The 17,866-nt window shown below is 60.6% G+C and carries 15 protein-coding genes; 5 read left to right on the top strand and 10 right to left on the bottom strand.

All coding sequences use genetic code 11. The annotated features are described in order from the left end of the window. Positions 1-9 precede the first annotated feature (9 nt). A complete protein-coding gene (locus tag AC1DNK_RS17100) occupies positions 10-1,863 on the bottom strand; it encodes an ABC transporter ATP-binding protein (protein WP_477942309.1) in 1,854 nt (617 codons plus the stop codon). Positions 1,864-2,094: 231 nt separating this feature from the next. On the opposite strand from AC1DNK_RS17100, the gene AC1DNK_RS17095 reads away from it, so the two are divergent. Both AC1DNK_RS17095 and AC1DNK_RS17090 read left to right on the top strand, forming a co-directional pair. Then, positions 2,095-2,712: a flavodoxin family protein gene (locus AC1DNK_RS17095; RefSeq protein WP_477942307.1), complete on the top strand. Its 618-nt coding sequence runs from the start codon at positions 2,095-2,097 to the stop codon at positions 2,710-2,712. Positions 2,713-2,976: 264 nt separating this feature from the next. After that, positions 2,977-4,383 carry an FAD/NAD(P)-binding protein gene (locus tag AC1DNK_RS17090; protein WP_477942306.1) on the top strand — a complete coding sequence of 469 codons (1,407 nt, stop codon included), beginning with the start codon at positions 2,977-2,979 and terminating at the stop codon, positions 4,381-4,383. 12 nt (positions 4,384-4,395) lie between these two features. On the opposite strand, the gene AC1DNK_RS17085 is transcribed toward AC1DNK_RS17090, so the two are convergent. Genes AC1DNK_RS17085 through cyoA form a run of 5 tightly spaced genes read right to left on the bottom strand, consistent with a single transcriptional unit; the run spans position 4,396 to position 9,445 of the window. Then, entirely contained in the window at positions 4,396-5,136 is a 741-nt protein-coding gene (locus AC1DNK_RS17085; RefSeq protein ID WP_477942304.1) for an SURF1 family protein, read from the bottom strand. 42 nt (positions 5,137-5,178) lie between these two features. Next, positions 5,179-5,586, bottom strand: a complete 408-nt coding sequence (gene cyoD / locus AC1DNK_RS17080; protein WP_477942302.1) for a cytochrome o ubiquinol oxidase subunit IV — start codon at positions 5,584-5,586, stop codon at positions 5,179-5,181. Further along, entirely contained in the window at positions 5,583-6,203 is a 621-nt protein-coding gene (gene cyoC, locus AC1DNK_RS17075; protein WP_112386745.1) for a cytochrome o ubiquinol oxidase subunit III, read from the bottom strand. The genes cyoD and cyoC overlap by 4 nt, the downstream gene beginning before the upstream one ends. Positions 6,204-6,208: 5 nt before the next feature. Further along, positions 6,209-8,212: a cytochrome o ubiquinol oxidase subunit I gene (gene cyoB, locus AC1DNK_RS17070; RefSeq protein ID WP_477942300.1), complete on the bottom strand. Its 2,004-nt coding sequence runs from the start codon at positions 8,210-8,212 to the stop codon at positions 6,209-6,211. A 45-nt stretch (positions 8,213-8,257) separates the two neighbouring features. Then, on the bottom strand, positions 8,258-9,445 hold the full coding sequence (gene cyoA / locus AC1DNK_RS17065) for a ubiquinol oxidase subunit II (RefSeq protein WP_477942299.1): 1,188 nt from the start codon (positions 9,443-9,445) through the stop codon (positions 8,258-8,260). Positions 9,446-9,823: 378 nt separating this feature from the next. Here cyoA and AC1DNK_RS17060 point away from each other — a divergent pair, with 378 nt between their 5' ends. The 3 genes from AC1DNK_RS17060 to AC1DNK_RS17050 all read left to right on the top strand — a co-directional run bounded on the left by AC1DNK_RS17060 (position 9,824) and on the right by AC1DNK_RS17050 (position 12,009). Then, positions 9,824-11,152, top strand: coding sequence for an MFS transporter (locus AC1DNK_RS17060; protein ID WP_477942298.1), 1,329 nt, complete (start codon positions 9,824-9,826; stop codon positions 11,150-11,152). Positions 11,153-11,266: 114 nt separating this feature from the next. Next, complete coding sequence (locus AC1DNK_RS17055) at positions 11,267-11,725, top strand: hypothetical protein (RefSeq protein ID WP_477942296.1); 459 nt, start codon at positions 11,267-11,269, stop codon at positions 11,723-11,725. After that, positions 11,722-12,009 carry a type II toxin-antitoxin system RelE/ParE family toxin gene (locus AC1DNK_RS17050; RefSeq protein WP_477942294.1) on the top strand — a complete coding sequence of 96 codons (288 nt, stop codon included), beginning with the start codon at positions 11,722-11,724 and terminating at the stop codon, positions 12,007-12,009. The genes AC1DNK_RS17055 and AC1DNK_RS17050 overlap by 4 nt, the downstream gene beginning before the upstream one ends. Before the next feature lie 6 nt (positions 12,010-12,015). Here the strand turns inward: AC1DNK_RS17050 and AC1DNK_RS17045 are convergent, their stop codons facing one another. The 4 genes from AC1DNK_RS17045 to AC1DNK_RS17030 form a co-directional block, all read right to left on the bottom strand. After that, positions 12,016-12,483: a cyclic nucleotide-binding domain-containing protein gene (locus AC1DNK_RS17045; RefSeq protein WP_112386639.1), complete on the bottom strand. Its 468-nt coding sequence runs from the start codon at positions 12,481-12,483 to the stop codon at positions 12,016-12,018. A 108-nt stretch (positions 12,484-12,591) separates the two neighbouring features. Continuing rightward, positions 12,592-15,306 carry an ABC transporter transmembrane domain-containing protein gene (locus tag AC1DNK_RS17040; protein WP_477942292.1) on the bottom strand — a complete coding sequence of 905 codons (2,715 nt, stop codon included), beginning with the start codon at positions 15,304-15,306 and terminating at the stop codon, positions 12,592-12,594. Positions 15,307-15,488: 182 nt separating this feature from the next. After that, the gene (locus AC1DNK_RS17035; protein WP_477942290.1) at positions 15,489-16,622 is read right to left on the bottom strand and encodes a glycosyltransferase family protein; all 1,134 of its coding nucleotides are present in this window, start codon (positions 16,620-16,622) and stop codon (positions 15,489-15,491) included. Continuing rightward, positions 16,619-17,866: a glycosyltransferase family 4 protein gene (locus tag AC1DNK_RS17030; protein ID WP_477942288.1), complete on the bottom strand. Its 1,248-nt coding sequence runs from the start codon at positions 17,864-17,866 to the stop codon at positions 16,619-16,621. Before AC1DNK_RS17030 ends, AC1DNK_RS17035 begins: the two co-directional genes overlap by 4 nt.

Genomic DNA, 17,866 nt, shown 5'->3' with positions numbered 1-17,866 from the left:
CTGTTCGTGCTAAGCACTCAGCGCCTCATCTCCCGGCCGTACCTGCAGGTCGTAAAGCGCCTTGTAGCGCCCACCGAGAGCGAGCAATTCCGCATGCGTGCCGCGCTCGACGATGCGGCCGTCCTCGACGAAGAGGATCTGGTCGGCATGCATCAGCGAGCTCAGCCGGTGCGCGACGATGATCGTCACCCGGTCGGCGGCGTATTTGCGCATCGCCGAGCGGATACGCTGTTCGGTCGCCGCGTCGATTGCAGCTGTCGAGTCATCGAAGACCATCACGGCGGGGCGCAGCATCAGGGCGCGGGCGATCGACAGGCGCTGGCGCTGGCCGCCGGACAGCGACACGCCGCGCTCGCCGACGACCGTGCCATATCCAGTCGGCAGGCCGAGAACGTAGTTGTGCAGCTGCGCGCTTTCGCTGGCGCGCTCGATACGCGGCTCCTTCGCCCATGGGTCGCCATAGGCGATGTTGTTCTCGATCGTCGTCGTGAACAGGAAGGAATCCTGCTGCACGACGGCAACGGAGCGGCGCAGCGATTGCAGTGTCGCCTTGCGGATATCCTGACCGTCGATGGTGATGCGGCCACCGGTGGCGTCATAGAAGCGCGGGATCAGATGCGCGATCGTCGACTTGCCGCTACCCGGAGGGCCAACAATGCCGATCGTTTCGCCGCGCTTCGCCTCGAAGCTGACATCGTAGAGAACCTGGTGCATCTCCGAGCTCGGATAGGCGAAATCCACATACTCGAAGCGAAGCGTTCCCTCGGTTACCTTGAGCTCCGCCGCATCTGGTGCATCGCGCACGGCAATCTCGAGGTCGAGAAGATTGAAGAGGCGCGTGCCGCAGGTCGAGGCCCGGGCAAAGGCGTTGACCATCAGGCCGAGCTGGCGCACTGGCATCTGCAGGATGGTCATGAAGGTCAGGAACGAGGCAAGCGTGCCCACGGTGATTTCGCCGGCCATGACCTTGCCGCCGCCGACCCAGAGCACGAGACCCATCGACACGAAAAACGAGAAGGTCATGGCGCTCGTATTGGCAACACGGATGCCGACACGCTGATGCGCGAGTTCGATCGCACTTTCGGATGCCGCTTGGAATTTCGCCATCTCATGGTCCTGTGCCGCGAAGGCGCGGACGACGCGGATGCCGCCGAGGTTTTCTTCCATGATGCGGGTCAGCACCGAAAGACGCTCCTGGAGCTCCAGCCATGTGGCACGCAGGCGCAGCTGCGTGACCGGTGAACGCCAGCCGACGAAGGGAACGAAGCTGAGGGCGAGGAGACCGAGCACCGGATCGGTGGTGATCAGCATATAGGCGCCGATGCCGATCAGCATCGACAGCAGGAAGACACGCACCAGCGCCGTCGAGAAATACATCCGCACGCCCTCGAGATCGAGCAGGCCGATGGTGATCAGGTCGCCCGAATGCACGGTGTCGTGGAAGCTGAAGGAAAGCCGCTGGATCTTTTCGTAACAGGCCAGCCGCAGCGAATAGCCCATATGGTGGCCGACGCTTTCGGAATAATAGTTCTGCACCATGGTGAAGAGGCCGCGCAGCACGCTGGCGCCAAGCAGCATCAGCGCCGTCGTTAGCAGCGCGTCCTGCGCCGCCTGGCCGACGGTGCCGCCGCTCAGGGCGACCTGGGTGTGGTCGACCGCCTGGCCGAGTAGCCGCGGGATCATCAGCTGAAAGGTGGAAGCCACAAGCGTCGCGCCGATCGCCAGACTTGCCTGCCAGGGATGCCTAAAGGCCATGACGGTGATGCGGACCAGTGTATAGAGCCCCTTGCCCCAGCCTGCCGCAGTTGCTTTCGCGAGCGAAGCCGAATGCTTCGTCGCGCTTAAGGACGCATCGCTGCTCACGGTAATGATTCCAAATAGATAAGTGCATCCGGACGCTGACCCGAAAACACGGCAATTCCATGATGGGATTGATAGTGCGCTTACTTTTGCCGATTCCACCTGGTCGTTCAAGTAAAGAATTCACCAACTGGTTATTTTCTCGTGAGCGCGATCACGCGCCGTTTCCGGGCGGAACAATCGATGCTTTGCCGTGTTCGTGTGACGGACCAATACGAGTCCATGGAGCACCGCATGTCTCTCAAAGCACTCGCCCTCAACGCCACCCTGAAAACCGCGGAAAGCCAGGAGCAGTCATCGACCGAACGAATGATCGCGCTGATCAATGACGAGTTCGCGAAATACGATGTCACGACCGAGGTTCTCCGGCTGGCGGATTTCAACATCAAGCCCGGTGTCACATCCGATGAAGGCGAGGGGGACGATTGGCCCGGCATCCGCGAAAAGATCCTCACCGCCGACATTCTGCTTGTCGGGACGCCGATATGGATGGGGCAGCCGTCGAGCGTATGCAAGCGGGCCCTGGAACGAATGGACGCGTTCCTATCGGAGACCGACGCGGAGGGGCGCATGGTATCGTATGGAAAGGTGGCGGCGGTCGCCGTGGTCGGAAATGAAGACGGCGCGCACCATGTCTCGGCCGAACTCTATCAGGCGCTGAACGATGTCGGTTTCACGGTGCCGGCTAATGCCGTTGCCTATTGGGTCGGCGAAGCGATGGGATCAACGAATTTCGCCGATCTGAAGCAGGTGCCGGAGAACGTCACCACGATGATAGAGATGCTGGCGCGAAACGTCACCCATCTAGCCGCACTGCTCAAGGCGAAGCAATATCCCGGCGAAGAGAGCTAAAAAACAGCACCCGCAATCAATGCCTTAACCCGCATTCTCGCCTCAGCGGAAATCAGAGGCTTGCGGCGAAGCCATTTTAGCGCTTTCATACACGACTAGTCTAATAGACTATGGACGGGAGACCTCACTCCCCTGAATTCCTTTCCGGCCAGTTCCGGACGACTGCTGGTATAGCGGTTCGAACCCCGGCCGACGCAGCCTGATTTTTCTGCGTCGATACCTTGATCGAGACACGGATGCGGTGATGACCGCAAGGGAGTTGAGATGACGGTTCAAGGACTTTTCTCTGCGAAGGCCGCTGCTGCGGCAAAGCCATCGGCTATTCCACGGATCGCCATTGTCGGGCGCGGCTTTTCCGGGATGATGACGGCAATTGCGCTGATGAAGACGGTGCGTACGCCCTTCCATCTGCAACTCTTCGATCCGAATTCCTCCGTCAGCGGCGGACAGGCGCTGTCGTCGGCAAAGAGTTCCGCCATCCTCAACACCCGCGTCCGCGACCTTTCGGTGTCGGCTGGAGATGCCGATGATTTCAACGACTGGCTCTGTAGCAACGCGGAATTCCGCGCTGCCGTGCCGGCGGCGATCCCGGGATTCCGCCAGATCTTCGTGCCCAAGGAAATTTTCAGCGACTATGTCTACCAGCGCTTTTCCGAAGCGCTATCGACCCGCAAGGACATCACCGTCCAGGTCTGCCACGAGCCCGTCGTGGCAATCCGCAGGAGCCACGGAAACCGCTTCCTGCTGGAACATGCCGGTCCCGCCAATCCGCTTTTCGACACCGTTTTCCTCGCCACCGGCTATGGCCTTGCGCCGTCCGCTGCCGTGACGGAGAACACTTCGCCGGTGCGCGCCCAGCGGCTGGTCGCCCGTCCGCATACGATTCTGCTCGGAAGCGGCATCCGCGTCGTCAACCAGTTGCTGCAGCTGCGGGATCAGGGCTATTCCGGCCAGATCTCCATCGTTTCGAAACATGGCTTCCTGCCGCAGAGCCATACGCCGAACTCCGCCGATCCGCTTTTCCCTGCCGAAGAGCTTCCCAAGGATCTCGCTGGCATTCTCCATTTCATCCGCAAGGCCTGCAGGGATGCCGAGGAGGGCGGCCGCAGCTGGCAATCCGTGATGAACGGCCTGCGCAAGCATGCGCGTTCGCTCTGGCGTTCGCTGCCTGCGCGCCAGAAGCAGCAATTCAACCGGCATCTGCGGGCAATCTACGACAGCCACCGGAACAGACTGCCGGAGGCGATGTATGCGCGGCTGAAGCGTGAGCTTGCAGGCGGCAACACCGTTCTGCGCCGCGGTCTGGCGGGCCGTCAGGGCTTGAGCGGGATCTTCTTCACGCCCTCAGGTACGCGAACGGAGGAAGTTATCCATGCCGACCGGGTGATCGATTGCCGTTGCAGAGCAGCCGACCTCGATGTGCCGCTGATGCAGAGCCTGTTTGCCTCAGGGCTTGCGATGCCGGACGAACTGTCGCTCGGCATTGCCGTCAACCAGCGCGGCGAGCCCTATCTTGCCGACGGATCGTCCGTCGAGGGGATTTTCGCCATCGGTCCGCTCGGGCTCGGCAGCCTTCCGGATATCGATCTGGTGCCGGAGATCGTCAGCCAGGCCTATGCCGCTGCCGAACAGGTCGCGGTCCGTGCATTTCCGCAATGCCGGGCCATGTAGCCGTCGCTTCGCTCAGCGGCGGCGGAGTTCGCTGCGAACGGCGGCGCCAAGCAGCCCCATGACCATCAGCGCCATCGCGAACCAGGTGATCGCATAGCTCAGGTGGCTGTTCGGGAAGACCACGCGCGTCAGCCCGCCGACCGGCGCGCCACCCGGATTCGGAGCTTCATCGGCGTCGATGAAGTAGGGTTCGATCTTGCCGATGTCCTTGTCCGCGGCGATCGCCGCCACGTCGCGCGAATACCACCATCCGGTCTTGGGATCGTTGGATTGCAGCAGTGAACCTTTCGGCTCTGTTGGCCGCAGCAGCCCTGTCACGCTGACCGGTCCCGAAAGCTGTCCTTCAGCGCGCATTTTCGGATCGCGCTTTTCCAGCGGTACGAAGCCGCGATTGATGAGGATGGCATTGCCGTCTTCCAGCCGGAGCGGCGTCATCACCCAGTATCCGGGGCCGAGCTCGGTGGAGGCGTAGACCAGCGTTTCCTTGCTGTTGTCGAATGTGCCGGTCGCGGAGACCCGGAGGTATTCATCGGCCGTGGCGTCGATGCCGGCGCCCTCGGGAGCGGGCACCGGTGCCGCATGAATGCGCTGATCGACGCGGGCGATCAGATCGCGCTTCCAGTAGAGCCGCTCCACCTGCCAGATACCAAGCGCCACGAAGGTAGCGATTGCCAGCAGCATCAGGCCGCCAAGCAGAATGAGCTTGGCGGTCGAGCGCGGTGCCGTGAGTTTGGAGCCTGATTGATCGGTCATGGTCAAATCCAGCGGGCGGCCCGGAGGCCGCCCGCATCTGTCTTACGGCATGTTCTTCATCATTTCGGGGCTCATCGGCATCATGTTGGTGTTCAGATGATGCATGACCCAGAAGGAGCCGGCCAGCGCGATGGCGACGATGACGATGGTGAAGATCAGCGCCATGATCGTCCAGCCGCCTTCCGAACGGGTGTTCATGTGCAGGAAGTAGATCATGTGGACGACGATCTGCACGGCGCCGAGCGCCATCACGGTGACTGCCGTTACCAGCGGGCTTTCGAAGACGCCTGCCATGACCAGCCAGAACGGGATCGCCGTGAGGATGACCGACAGCACGAAGCCGATCATGTAGCTCTTGAAGGAGCCGTGATCCGCATCGTGACCGCCGTGACCATGGCCGCCATGGCCGTGGTCGTGATGTGCGTCGTGGGCGTGAGTGTTCGAGCTCATCCGAGAACTCCCAGCAGATAGACCAAGGAAAAGACGCCGATCCAGACGACATCGAGGAAGTGCCAGAACATCGACAGGCACATCAGGCGGCGCTTGTTGGCTTCGATCAGGCCGTGCATCGAGACCTGAACCATCAGCGTGATCAGCCAGATGATGCCGAAGGTGACGTGCAGGCCGTGGGTGCCGACCAGCGTGAAGAAGGCCGAGAGGAACGCGCTGCGCGACGGTCCGGCGCCTTCATGGATCAGATGCGCGAACTCATAGAGTTCGAGCCCGATGAAGGCGGCGCCGAACAGGCCGGTGATCGCCAGCCAGAACAGCACGCCGGCCTTGTAGCCTCTCATCATCTGCAGCATGGCGAAGCCATAGGTGATCGACGAGAACAGAAGCATCGAGGTGTTGATCGCCACCAGCGGCAGATCGAACAGATCCTTCGGTGACGGGCCGGCCGCATAATTGCGGCCGAGCACGCCATAGGTGGCAAAGAGCACGGCGAAGATCAGGCAGTCGCTCATCAGATAGAGCCAGAACCCGAGATTGGTGCTGCTCTCCGGATGATGATCCTCGGTCAGATAGAAGACGGGCTTTTCGGCCGAGTCGATGGTGTGATCGGTCATGGTCGTCATGCCTGCATCGCAAGCTGCTTGGTGCGCTTGTCCTCTGTCGCGGTGACTTCCTCGACGGGAATGTAGAAGTCACGCTTGTAGTTAAACGTATGGGCGATCGACACGGCGACGATTGCGACGAAGGAGACGGCAGCCAGCCACCACATGTACCAGATCAGGCCGAAGGCGAGACCGATGCTGAGGGCCGAAAGGATCGCGCCGGTGCCGGTGTTCTTCGGCATGTGGATCGGACGGAAGCCTTCGTGCGGACGGACATAGCCGCGCTTTTTCATGTCGTACCAGCTGTCGTGATCGTGAACGACAGGCGTGAAGGCGAAGTTGTAGTCCGGCGGCGGCGAGGACGTCGCCCATTCCAGCGTGCGGCCTTCCCAGGGATCGCCCGTCTCGTCCTTCAGCGCCTCGCGCTTGCGGAAGCTGACGAAGATCTGCACGAGGAAGGAAACGATGCCGAGGGCGATCAGGCCGGCGCCGAAGGCGGCGATGATGAACCAGATTTGCAGCGACGGATCCTCGAACTGCGAGACGCGGCGGGTCACGCCCATCAGGCCGAGCACGTAGAGCGGCATGAAGGCGAAGAAGAAGCCGATCTGCCAGAACCAGAAGCTCATCTTGCCCCAGAACGGATCGAGCTTGAAGCCGAAGGCCTTCGGGAACCAGTAGTTGACGCCGGCAAACAGGCCGAACAGCACGCCGCCGATGATCACGTTATGGAAGTGGGCGATCAGGAACAGCGAGTTGTGGAGCACGAAGTCGGCAGGCGGGATGGCGAGCATGACACCGGTCATGCCGCCGATGACGAAGGTCACCATGAAGCCGACGGTCCACAGCATCGGCACTTCGTAGCGAATGCGGCCGCGATACATCGTGAACAGCCAGTTGAACATCTTCGCCCCTGTCGGGATGGAGATGATCATCGTGGTGATGCCGAAGAACGAGTTGACGCTGGCGCCCGAGCCCATCGTAAAGAAGTGGTGCAGCCACACGAGATAGGACAGGATCATGATGACGCAGGTGGCGTAAACCATCGAGGCGTAGCCGAACAGGCGCTTGCCGGAGAAGGTGGCGACGACTTCGGAGAAGATGCCGAAGGCGGGCAGAATCAGGATGTAAACTTCCGGGTGACCCCAGATCCAGATGAGGTTCACATACATCATCGGATTGCCGCCGAGATCGTTCGTGAAGAAGTTCGTGCCGGCATAGCGGTCGAGCGACAGCAGAACGAGCGTTGCGGTCAGGATCGGGAAGGAAGCGACGATCAGCACGTTGGTGCAGAGCGAGGTCCAGGTAAAGACTGGCATCTTCATGAAGGTCATGCCCGGCGCGCGCATCTTGACGATCGTCGCAATCAGGTTGATGCCCGATAGCGTCGTGCCGACACCGGCGACCTGGAGCCCCCATATATAATAGTCGACACCGACACCCGGACTATAATCAGCCCCCGAAAGCGGCGGATAGGCCAGCCAGCCGGTGCGGGCGAATTCGCCGACGAACAGCGACATCATGATGATGATCGCGCCTGCCGTCGTCATCCAGAACGAGAAATTGTTGAGGAACGGGAAGGAGACGTCGCGCGCGCCGATCTGCAGCGGCACGACGAAGTTCATCAGGCCGGTGACGAAGGGCATCGCCACGAAGAAGATCATGATGACGCCGTGCGCCGTGAAGATCTGGTCATAGTGATGCGGCGGCAGATAGCCTTCATTGCCGTTGAAGGCGATGGCCTGCTGGATACGCATCAGGATTGCGTCGGAGAAGCCGCGCAGCAGCATGATCACCGCGAGGATGATGTACATGATGCCGATCTTCTTGTGATCGACGCTGGTGATCCAGTCGCGCCAGAGCGGACCCCAGAACTTGAAATAGGTAATGAGACCCAGCACAGCGATGCCGCCGATCGCCACGCCGATGAAGGTGAAGACCAGGATCGGCTCGTGATAGGGGATCGAATCGAGGGTCAACCGGCCGAAGATAAACTTCAGGAGGTCAGGATTGGAAAACATGGAATAACCCGTTCATTGATGTCTTAGCGACGCAAAGCGCCAGGTTTAATTGTTGTTCAGCTGGGCCGGAGCCGGATCGCCATTGCCGTGGTCCATTCCGGGCATCGAATGGCCATCGTGGCCGCCGCCGTTCATGTCCATTCCAGGCATGTCGTTCTGCATCGGCTGCTGGCCATTTTCGCCGGTGCCGGCGGGCTTCTCGTCGCTGCGGGCAGGCGTGCCGGTTGCCGGGAAGGTAGCGGCATTGGTGCCTTCGCCCTTCTTCACATGGCGGTTGTCATATTGCAGCTTCTCGCGGTTCTCGGCACTTTCCTTGCCGCCGCCGCCCATCATGTCGATATGCATCATCTCGCTCATGCACATCTTACCGGGTGCGGCGCAGAGATTGAGGATCGCGTCGTAGAGATCCTTGTCGGCGCTGGCATAATAGCGAACCGGTTCGCGCTCGGAGGGCTTTTCGAGCTTCAGATAGGTGTCGCGATTCAGCGCCGTACCTTGGCTCTTCACCCGGGCGACCCAATCGTCGAAGCCCTGCTGGTTCAGGCCGTGGAACTTGAAGCGCATGTGCGAGAAGCCGTCGCCGCTGTAATTTGCGGAGAAGCCTTCGTATTCGCCTTCCTTGTTGATGACGGCGTGCAGCCTGGTCTGCATGCCCGGCATCGCATAGATCTGGCCGGCAAGGGCAGGGATGTAGAAGGAGTTCATGACCGACGATGCGGTGATCTTGAAATTGATCGGCACATCGACCGGCGCTGCCAGCTCGTTGACCGTAGCGATCCCGAGATCCGGATAGAAGAACAGCCATTTCCAATCGAGAGCCACGACCTCGACGGTCAGCGGCTTGGTGTCCGCGGGAATGCTGCGTTCCGCGTCGATCCGGTCGAGCGGGCGGTATGGGTCCAACTTGTGAGTCGAAATCCAGGTGATCGCGCCGAGCGCGATGATGATCGCCAGCGGCGCAGACCAGATAACCACTTCCAGCCGTGTCGAATGATGCCATTCCGGATCGTAGGTCGCTGCCGTGTTCGAACGCCGGTAACGCCAGGCGAAGAACAGCGTCAGGAACAGGACCGGCACGATGATCAGCAGCATCAGGAAGGTGGAGACCAGAATGAGATCTGCCTGCTGACTTGCGATATCGCCCGACGGCGACATCACGACCATATTGCATCCTGCCAGCATCATCAGCGGCAACACGGATAGAAGGCGGGAAAACTTCACGAGTTTTTGCACGTCTCTAAGCTCTTGTTGTTTCATCCAAACCGCGACTAAAGCACTGAACCTGATGGCAACATGAGGTGTTTGGTCGCACTGCAGCAAAGATGCCGCAGCGCGGCAAAAATTGTAAGACGCTACGGCTTTGAAATCCTGATAAAATTACGAAGGATTTGGCCCGGGCGCATGCATGTTAGCGGCATAATATATCCGTGAAAATGAAAAGGGCCACCTGGCGGCGGCTCGATTCGCCGGATCACGCCCGATTTCTCGTCCACATCTAATTTTGAGAATGGATGATGAACTATTTACGTCCATCAGACTTGATAAGCTTGCGGGTTTGATCAAGATCGTCTTGAGGCGCTTTGCCGCGGCGTCTCAACGAGGGAGGCGTTAATGACTGCAGCAAATTATGGACCATCGTCCACGACACTCGAACGCGACGCAAGACAGATCCATGCTGGCGAAAAGGTTTCGCCCGGAAGTATAGCCCTTGGCGTCATCATCGGTCGAATGTCGGAATTCTTCGACTTCTTCGTCTATGGCCTGGCTTCGGTTCTGGTCTTCCCGCAACTGATCTTTCCCTTCGCACCGGATCGACTGACGGCGACGCTCTATTCCTTTGCGATCTTTTCGCTGGCCTTCCTGGCGCGTCCAGTCGGCTCGGTGGTCTTCATGACGATCGACCGTTTCTATGGCCGCGGCACGAAGCTGACGATTGCGCTTTTCCTGCTCGGCGGTTCTACGGCGTCGATCGCCTTCCTGCCCGGCTATAACGAGATCGGCTACTGGGCGATTGCGCTTCTGGCCCTGTTCCGGCTCGGCCAGGGCTTTGCGCTCGGCGGCGCCTGGGACGGCCTCGCATCGCTGCTGGCACTGAATGCGCCGCAGAACAAGCGCGGCTGGTACGCGATGATCCCGCAGCTCGGTGCGCCGATCGGCTTCGCGCTGGCGAGCATTATCTTCGGCTTCTTCATCGCCAATCTCTCCAACGAGGATTTTCTTTCCTGGGGCTGGCGCTATCCGTTCTTCGTCGCTTTCGCGATCAATGTCGTGGCGCTCTTTGCCCGCCTGCGCCTGGTCATGACCCAGGAGTTCGGCACGCTGCTGGAACAGCATGAGCTTGAGGCCGCGCCGATCGGCAAGGTTCTGAAGGTTCATGGCCGCGATATCCTGATCGGCGCCTTCGTGCCGCTGGCGAGCTTCGCGATGTTCCATCTGGTCACCATCTTCCCGCTCGGCTGGATGAGTCTATATGGAACGCAGCCGCTCGACACGTTCATGGTGGTGCAGATCATCGGCGCACTTGTCGGCATCGTCGCGATCATTGCCTCCGGCCTGATCGCCGACCGCATCGGCCGCCGCGCCCAGCTCGCCGTCTGTGCGGTGCTGATCGCGATCTTCTCCTTCGTCGGGCCGATGCTGATTGCATCCGGCGATGCCGGACAGGATGCCTTCGTCATCATCGGCTTCGGAGTGCTCGGCCTGTCCTTCGGTCAGGCCACCGGCTCGATCTCCTCGCGCTTCGGCCGCGGCTACCGCTATACCGGCGCCGCCTTTACCTCCGACCTCGCCTGGCTCGTCGGCGCCGGCTTTGCACCGCTGGTGGCGCTGAGCCTCTCCAGCAGCTTCGGCCTGACCTTCGTCGGCTACTACCTGCTCTCGGGCGCGATCTGCACGCTTGCAGCGCTGGCTTTCAGCAAGGCGCTGGAACAACGCGAGTAGCGCCTGATATCCTGATCGAACAAAAGAGCCCGGTTTCGTACCGGGTTTTTTATTAAATGGCGCATTGCAAATTATAATTGATTGCATATCCTTCCAGACCAAGGAGATGCTCTGATGACCCATTCGATGATCGACCATGCGACCCTCTCGCGGCTCGCTGAAGCAGGCGCCATCGACAAGACCCTTGTGGTCGGACAACTCGGCGGCTGGTCCATCGTCGTGCGATATGGAAAGAGCGAGCATTCGCTTGCCGCCCAGCGCAGCCGCCAGGTCAGGCTTTTCAAGCGCATGGAGACGCTTGTCTCCTATCTCAAGGATGTCGGCATCTCGCAATTCGAGGTGGATGCTGCGGACTACGCCGCAGAATCCAGCAAGCGTCCCGATCGAGCCGATGCGCTGAAGCGCGCGCATGAGGCGGCCGAACACGACCGCTGGTTCCGCGAGCAAGTTGAGATCGGCCTTCGCGAGGCGGATGATCCGAATACCGTCTGGATCAGTAACGAAGATGCCAACAAGGAAATGGATGCGTTTCTGGCTAGCCTGATGTCTCGCGTACAGGAAGACGGTAAGTGATCGTCAACTGGTTGCCTCGCGCGCTGAACGATCGCCGGCGCCAGATATCCTACGTTTTTAAGCAGAACCCGCAGGCCGCCATCCGGCTGGAGACGCTTGTACGAAGCCAGGCGGATATCCTTAGCGCACACCCGCGTGCAGGCCGCAGCGGACGCAAGGACGGAGCCCGGGAACTTGTGGTTCCCGGCAGTCCATATCTTATCATCTATCGCATCGATGAAAACGCGCAGGAAATACAGATCCTGCGCCTGCTTCACGGCGCCCAGCAATGGCCGCCGGATTAATGCTGATCAGTTAACCGGTTCCGGTGGCTGCTTGGCGCGCGCCGCGGTCAGTTCGGCAGTCGTGTGGTTCAGGCGGTCGGCCAGCACGCGCATGATTTCGACGGCCATTTCTGGGAAGTCGCTGAGCAGCTTCAGGAAGTGCTCTTTGCTGATGCGCAGGACTTCGAGCCCCGAGGTGGCGCGCACGGTTGCCGTTCGCGAGACGTCGCAGAGAATGGCGATCTCGCCGACGATCGAGTTGAGTTCGACATCGGCGACCTTGATATCGCCAGCAGGAGAATGGACGAGAATGTCGGCCGTTCCCGAGAGGATCACGTAGGCTGCATCGCCCGGATCGCCCTGATGGAAAAGGTTCTGACCGGCCTTGTAGGTCATCCGGTCGGAGGTGAATGCCAAAAGCTTGAGTTTTGCCGGCGCGATCCTGGAAAAGATCGGCACCCGCCGCAGCATTTCGACTTCATCTCTCAACAGCATGAGTGTTTTACCCCCTGGCGCCTCCTCTCGTATAAGGAGAAAGCGTTTTCTAAAACTCTACCAGGCATTCCCTCGCAAGAATGCCGTCTCAGCCGCCCCAGTAGATTATTACGATAACAGTTCCTTGAACATAGTGTTTTTCTCCGAAAGTTCCGGATAGCCACCGGCTTGTGCCAGGCCACCGCGTTCGAAAAGCAGGATCCTGTCGAAGACCTCAGCAAGGCGCGCGTTCGACAGAACCCAGATGATTGCCGGGCGTTTGCCTTCCTCGTGAAGGCCGGTCACCACGTTTCGGGTGATCTGGTCCTGGACGCGCTGGTCGAGGGCCAGAAGCGGCCGGTTGAGGATGAAGTAGTCGGAACGGCGCAGCAGCGCGCGCGCCAGGTTGATCTTCTGGCGCTGAACCATCGTCAGGCGCTTGCCGCCAGAGCCGACATCGAATTCCATACCGATCGACAGCACGTCGTCGAACAGATCGAGCTTGTCGAAGAGCTCGCCCATGATCGAGCGGATATGCTCCGATGCATCGGCCTGCTGATAGGCGATGCGGCCGAAAAGCACGTTGTCCATCAGGCTGGCGGACGCGGTGAAACGTTCAGGATCGTAGCGCTCGATGAGTGCCGAGAGATCACTGGGAATATGTTCGTGGAACTGTTTGCGCGCCGAGACGATCTTTTCCATCAGCTCGTCGGTCAGCAGACCGAAGCGGTGGCGGGGCTCGATATAGGCGAAGCTCAGGCGGATGATACTTGAGCGCTCCTCGGCCGTCGCATCCTCGAACTTCCGGCTCTGCAGCTTCTGCAGCAGCGCCTGGTAGGCGGGGATGTCGTCCGCGGTCATGAAGGTCAGTTGCTGGAAGAACGGGTGATCCGGCGGCAGGTCGTGGAACAGTTCCACGGCGTTTTCGGCGATCTCCAGGCCCATCGCGTAGAGATCGTTGCTGAGGCCGGTGTCGCGGAAAAGTTGCTGGAAATAGGGGTGGGCGGCGAGACGCCGGTTGGTCATGTGCGGCCGCTTCATCGTGCCGAAAAGCAGGTTCTCGCCAACCGTCGCCTGAGCGTTGTAGGCGTCGAAATCGAAGGGAACGACGATAGTGTCGAGCTTCTCTTCCTCCAGCCGCTCGCGCAAGGAGGCGCGCAGATCGACGATGCGCTCGGCAAGTGCCACGTGAACGCTGGTATCGACCGAAGACCGCAGTGCGAGATCGAGAATGTCCTGCGAAATCAGCACAGCGTCGAGCACCGGGCGGATCGCTTTCAGCAGATCGTCGGGGCCTGTCGCACCGGCGGCGTTATAATCCACCCAGTCGCTGTTGAGGTCGAAAATCGGGTTTCCGGCGCGCAGCGCCTCCGCGTTTCGCCATTTGAATTCGAGAGCGTCCTGACCCTGGTAGCCCGGATCCGTCAGCGGCGCGTGCTTGAGGCCGTAGAGGATGTTGTCTTTGAGCGTGCCGTGGAAAAAGTAGGTATCCGACGATACGTAGGAAATCCGTCTGCCGGTAATATATTCCGGCAGCGCAAGCAAATCCTGGCCGTCGATGCTGATGCGCCCGCCTTCCGGCCAGACGATGCGCCCGAGCGCTTCGGCAAAGGCTTCCGCGCCGCTTCCATTCGGGCCGACGATCGCCACCGTTTCGTTCGGCTTGATCTCCACCGAGACGTGATCGACCAGCCGCGCGCCACTGTCGTCATTGACGGCGAGGTTGGTGACGACGAGTGCTGCCGTCAACGGGCCGATCGCTTCGGCGGGCACGTCCTGGATCTTGCTGTCAATCAGCGGCTCGACGTTGAACTGCTCGTAGACCTGCTGATACTTGACCTGAACGTCCTGGCGCATCTGGTCCCAGTCGATCAGTTCCTTCAGCGGTCCCGGCAGATCCTTGTAGGCGGAGATGACGGCTACCAGCTGGCCGATGTCGAGGCGGCCCTGAAGCGCCAGATAACCGCCGATGGCGTAGAACAAGAACGGGGTGACCTGGGCCAGGAAGTTGTTCAGGAATTTCACCATGAACTTCCACTGGTAGAGGTCGTAGCGGATCGAGAAGATCAAGCCGAGGCGCGCTGCGATATCGGCGCGCTCGAGGTTTGAGGTATCGTTGCCATGGATGGTGCCGATGCCGTCGACGATTTCGCCGACGCGGCCCGACAGTTCGCGCGCGGTCAGCTGCCGCTGGCGGCCGAGTTCGAGCAGGCGCTTTCTCATGCGCGGGATGACGATCGCCTGCACGCCGACGATGCCGGCGGCGATCATGCCGAGCCAGAAATTCTGGATGATGATGAAGGCGAGCGCCGTCAGCGCCTGGCCGCCAAGCAGGGCGGGCGAGACGAAGGCATCGCCGGTGAAGCCGCCCATCGGCTCCACCTCGTCCTTGATCATCGTAGCGATTTCGGCGGATTTCACGCGCTTGAAATGCGCCGGCGGAAAGCGCAACACCCGGTCGATCAGCTGAAAGCGGATCCGGCGCAGCATGCGCTCGCCGAGGCGGCCCTTGTAGGTATTGATGTAGAATTTGAAGAGACCGTTCAGCACCACGAGCGCCAAGAAAACCAGGCTGAGCGCCATCAGCATCTGCAGACGGTTGAGCTGCAGACCCTGGAAGAACTCGACATGCCCAATCAGCGGCAGATCATATGCCAGATGCATGAAAGTCTGGGTGGCGTTGGCATTGTCGAAGCCGTCGCCCTGGATCGGTCCGTTGACGATCTGCTTCGGCAGATCGAAGGACAGGAAGTAGGGGATCATCGACGCCGCAACGACCGCCAGAATCCAGAGCTGCTGGAGGCGGGTGTTCGACCAGATGTAGCGGGCGAGGCTCTTTTCCATTGCTAACCGTCAACCTGAAGGGAGGGTCCGGAGACGTTTACGAAGGAGGATTCGGAAAACAGGTTCATGCCGCCGGACCGCCGGATATCGTAACGAAAACAAGGCGAAGCGGACTGCCATCGAACTGCCGATTCTGCCGGAAATCCGTTTATATCACAGGACTTTCATAAAGTGTGAGCAATTCAGCCGAGCATTGAGCGAATGATCGCCGCTGTGGTTTCAGCGCCCGCAAGGTCCAGCGCGGCGGCCTGCCGGGGCGCGCGCGCAAGGGCTTCGGAGACGGCACTTGCGAGATGCTCAGCTGTCAGCCCGGTCTCCGGAAGAATGCTGGCCAGACCCATCGCCTTCAGCCGTTCGGCGCGCACGGTCTGTTCCGTTTCGCCACCGGCAACGAAGGGGATCAGGATCGCCCGGCAATCGGTGCGCAGAAGATCGCCGACAGTATTGTAGCCGGCTTGCGAGATCGACACCTTGGCGCCCTTCAGCAGAGATGGGAAATCCTTGCGGAACCGCACCAGCGTCACGTCTGCCGGGGCTTCGTGCTGGAGCATTGCGAAATCCCGTTCGGGAAGAATCGGGCCCGAAATCAGAAGCCAGCGATAGGACACGGGGAGCGAGGATGCAGCATCGCGGGCCGCGCGGATCAAATCCAGGCCGACAGCGCCGCCGCCTGCTGACGCGATGATATCGAAGCGTTCTGTCGGATCGGAGGCGGGGGGTGGGGCGACAAGGCCGGTATAGCGCACCTTATCGGCAATATCAGCAGTCAGCGGAAAAGTGTCTTCCAGCCGCACGAAGTCAGGGTCGCCGTGAACGAGAACGGCATCGAAGTGATCCTTGACGAGCTTGACCGTTTCTTCGTCGCGGCCGGGTTTCCGGTTTTCCTGCAGGATGTCGCGCACCGAGCTGAAGAGCTTTGGCCGCGGATTGACCGAAGCGATCGCATCGAGCAGCGGCAGCAATTCAAAGCGCATTTGCCGGCGGCCGAAGGGAAAGGCTTCGATGATGACTGCATCCGGCGTGGTCTCGCGAAATGCCGAAAGCAGCATGTCGCGGCGAGAAGCCAAAAATGCTTCGGTGGCCGGATTGCCGTCTGCGTCGGCAAGACCGGAAAAACCGGCATTGCTGGCGACTACAGGCGGAAGTGCGATCGTCTTCAGTCCCTCGGCCGGAAACCCCGGAACCGGCAGGCCGCCAGTGACGACGGTGACGTCGAAGCCATCGTTGGCCATGGCATTGGCGATCCGGCTCGCGCGGGCGATATGGCCGATGCCAAGCAGGTGCTGAACGTAGAAGAAGGCTCGCTTGGCGCTCATGGGGTCTTCTGCCACTCGGCTTCAAAAAGCTGCGTCAGCTGCGCGATGCTGGAATGATAGTCGAAATGCGCCCGGACCCGCTGCTCGGCGGCATCCCCGAGACGGTGGCGTAGCGCCGGATCGCTGATCGCCCGCTCGAGCGCCACGGCCAGCGCTTTCGGGTTGTCAGGAGGCACGACAAGGCCGTTCTCGTCGTCCGCCAGCAGTTCCGGCACGCCCGAGATATTGGTGGAGAGGCAAGCGAGCCGTTGGCTCGATGCTTCGACGAGCACGTTCGGCAGCCCGTCACGATCGCCATTGGCGGCTATCCGGCAGGCGAGCACGAAGAGATCGGCCCGTCTGTAGTGATCGAGAACATCTTCCTGCGCGAGCGCGCCCTTCCAGACGATGCGCTCAGAAAGACCAAGAGCGCTGGCAAGTGCCTTGAGCTTCGCAAGCTCGTCGCCGCCGCCGATGTGCTCGAGGCGCCAGGCCAGATCTTTCGGCAGCAGGGCCAGCGCATTGAGCAGGATGTCGTAACCCTTCTTCTCGACGGCGCGACCGACGCTGAGCAGGAAGACCGGGTCGCTGGTGGCCGATCCGTCACGCTTCGACCGCTCGCCGGAAAAATGGCCGAAACGGGCAAGATCGAGCCCGTGATAGCTGAGATGCACCGCATCCGGACGGCTGGTCAGTGTCCGCATGTGTTCATAACCGGTTCGGGTGCAGGTCACCGCCCAGCGGGCGCTCGAAAGCTTCTCGTTCAGCTCCCAATCCGGCGAGGTCCAGATGTCCTTGGCATGGGCGGAAACCGTCCACGGGACGCCGGTCAGAATGCTGGCATATTCCGTTACCGAGGCCGGCGTATGGATGAAATGCGCATGCAGCCACTGGCCGTTATCAGGCCATTCACGCGCGAGAACCAGCGCCTGGCCAAGCCTGCGGAAGCGATTGCGGGAAATGTCGCGCGGCAGGTCGGTGAAAAAGCGCTTCATCAGCGCTCCGAACCCCTTCCTGCCAAAGCCGGCGAAAAAGCCCTTCAGGACGCGAAGCGGTTCCTCGTGCAGATATTCCGGCAGATAGACGACGCGCGCCTTGATCTCGTCATGAACAGGATGCCGCTTCTTGTCGGTCGGGCGGCGCATGGAAATCAATGTCAGGTCGAAGTCGGCCTTTTCGAGGCCAAGCAGCTCCTGGGCAATGAATGTTTCCGAAAGGCGTGGATAGCCTTTCAGGACGACGAGGATCTTCCGGCGCTCTGGCAA

This window comes from Rhizobium sp. 01N424 (assembly GCF_056399485.1).
This window is presented reverse-complemented; position numbering and strand designations above follow the sequence as displayed.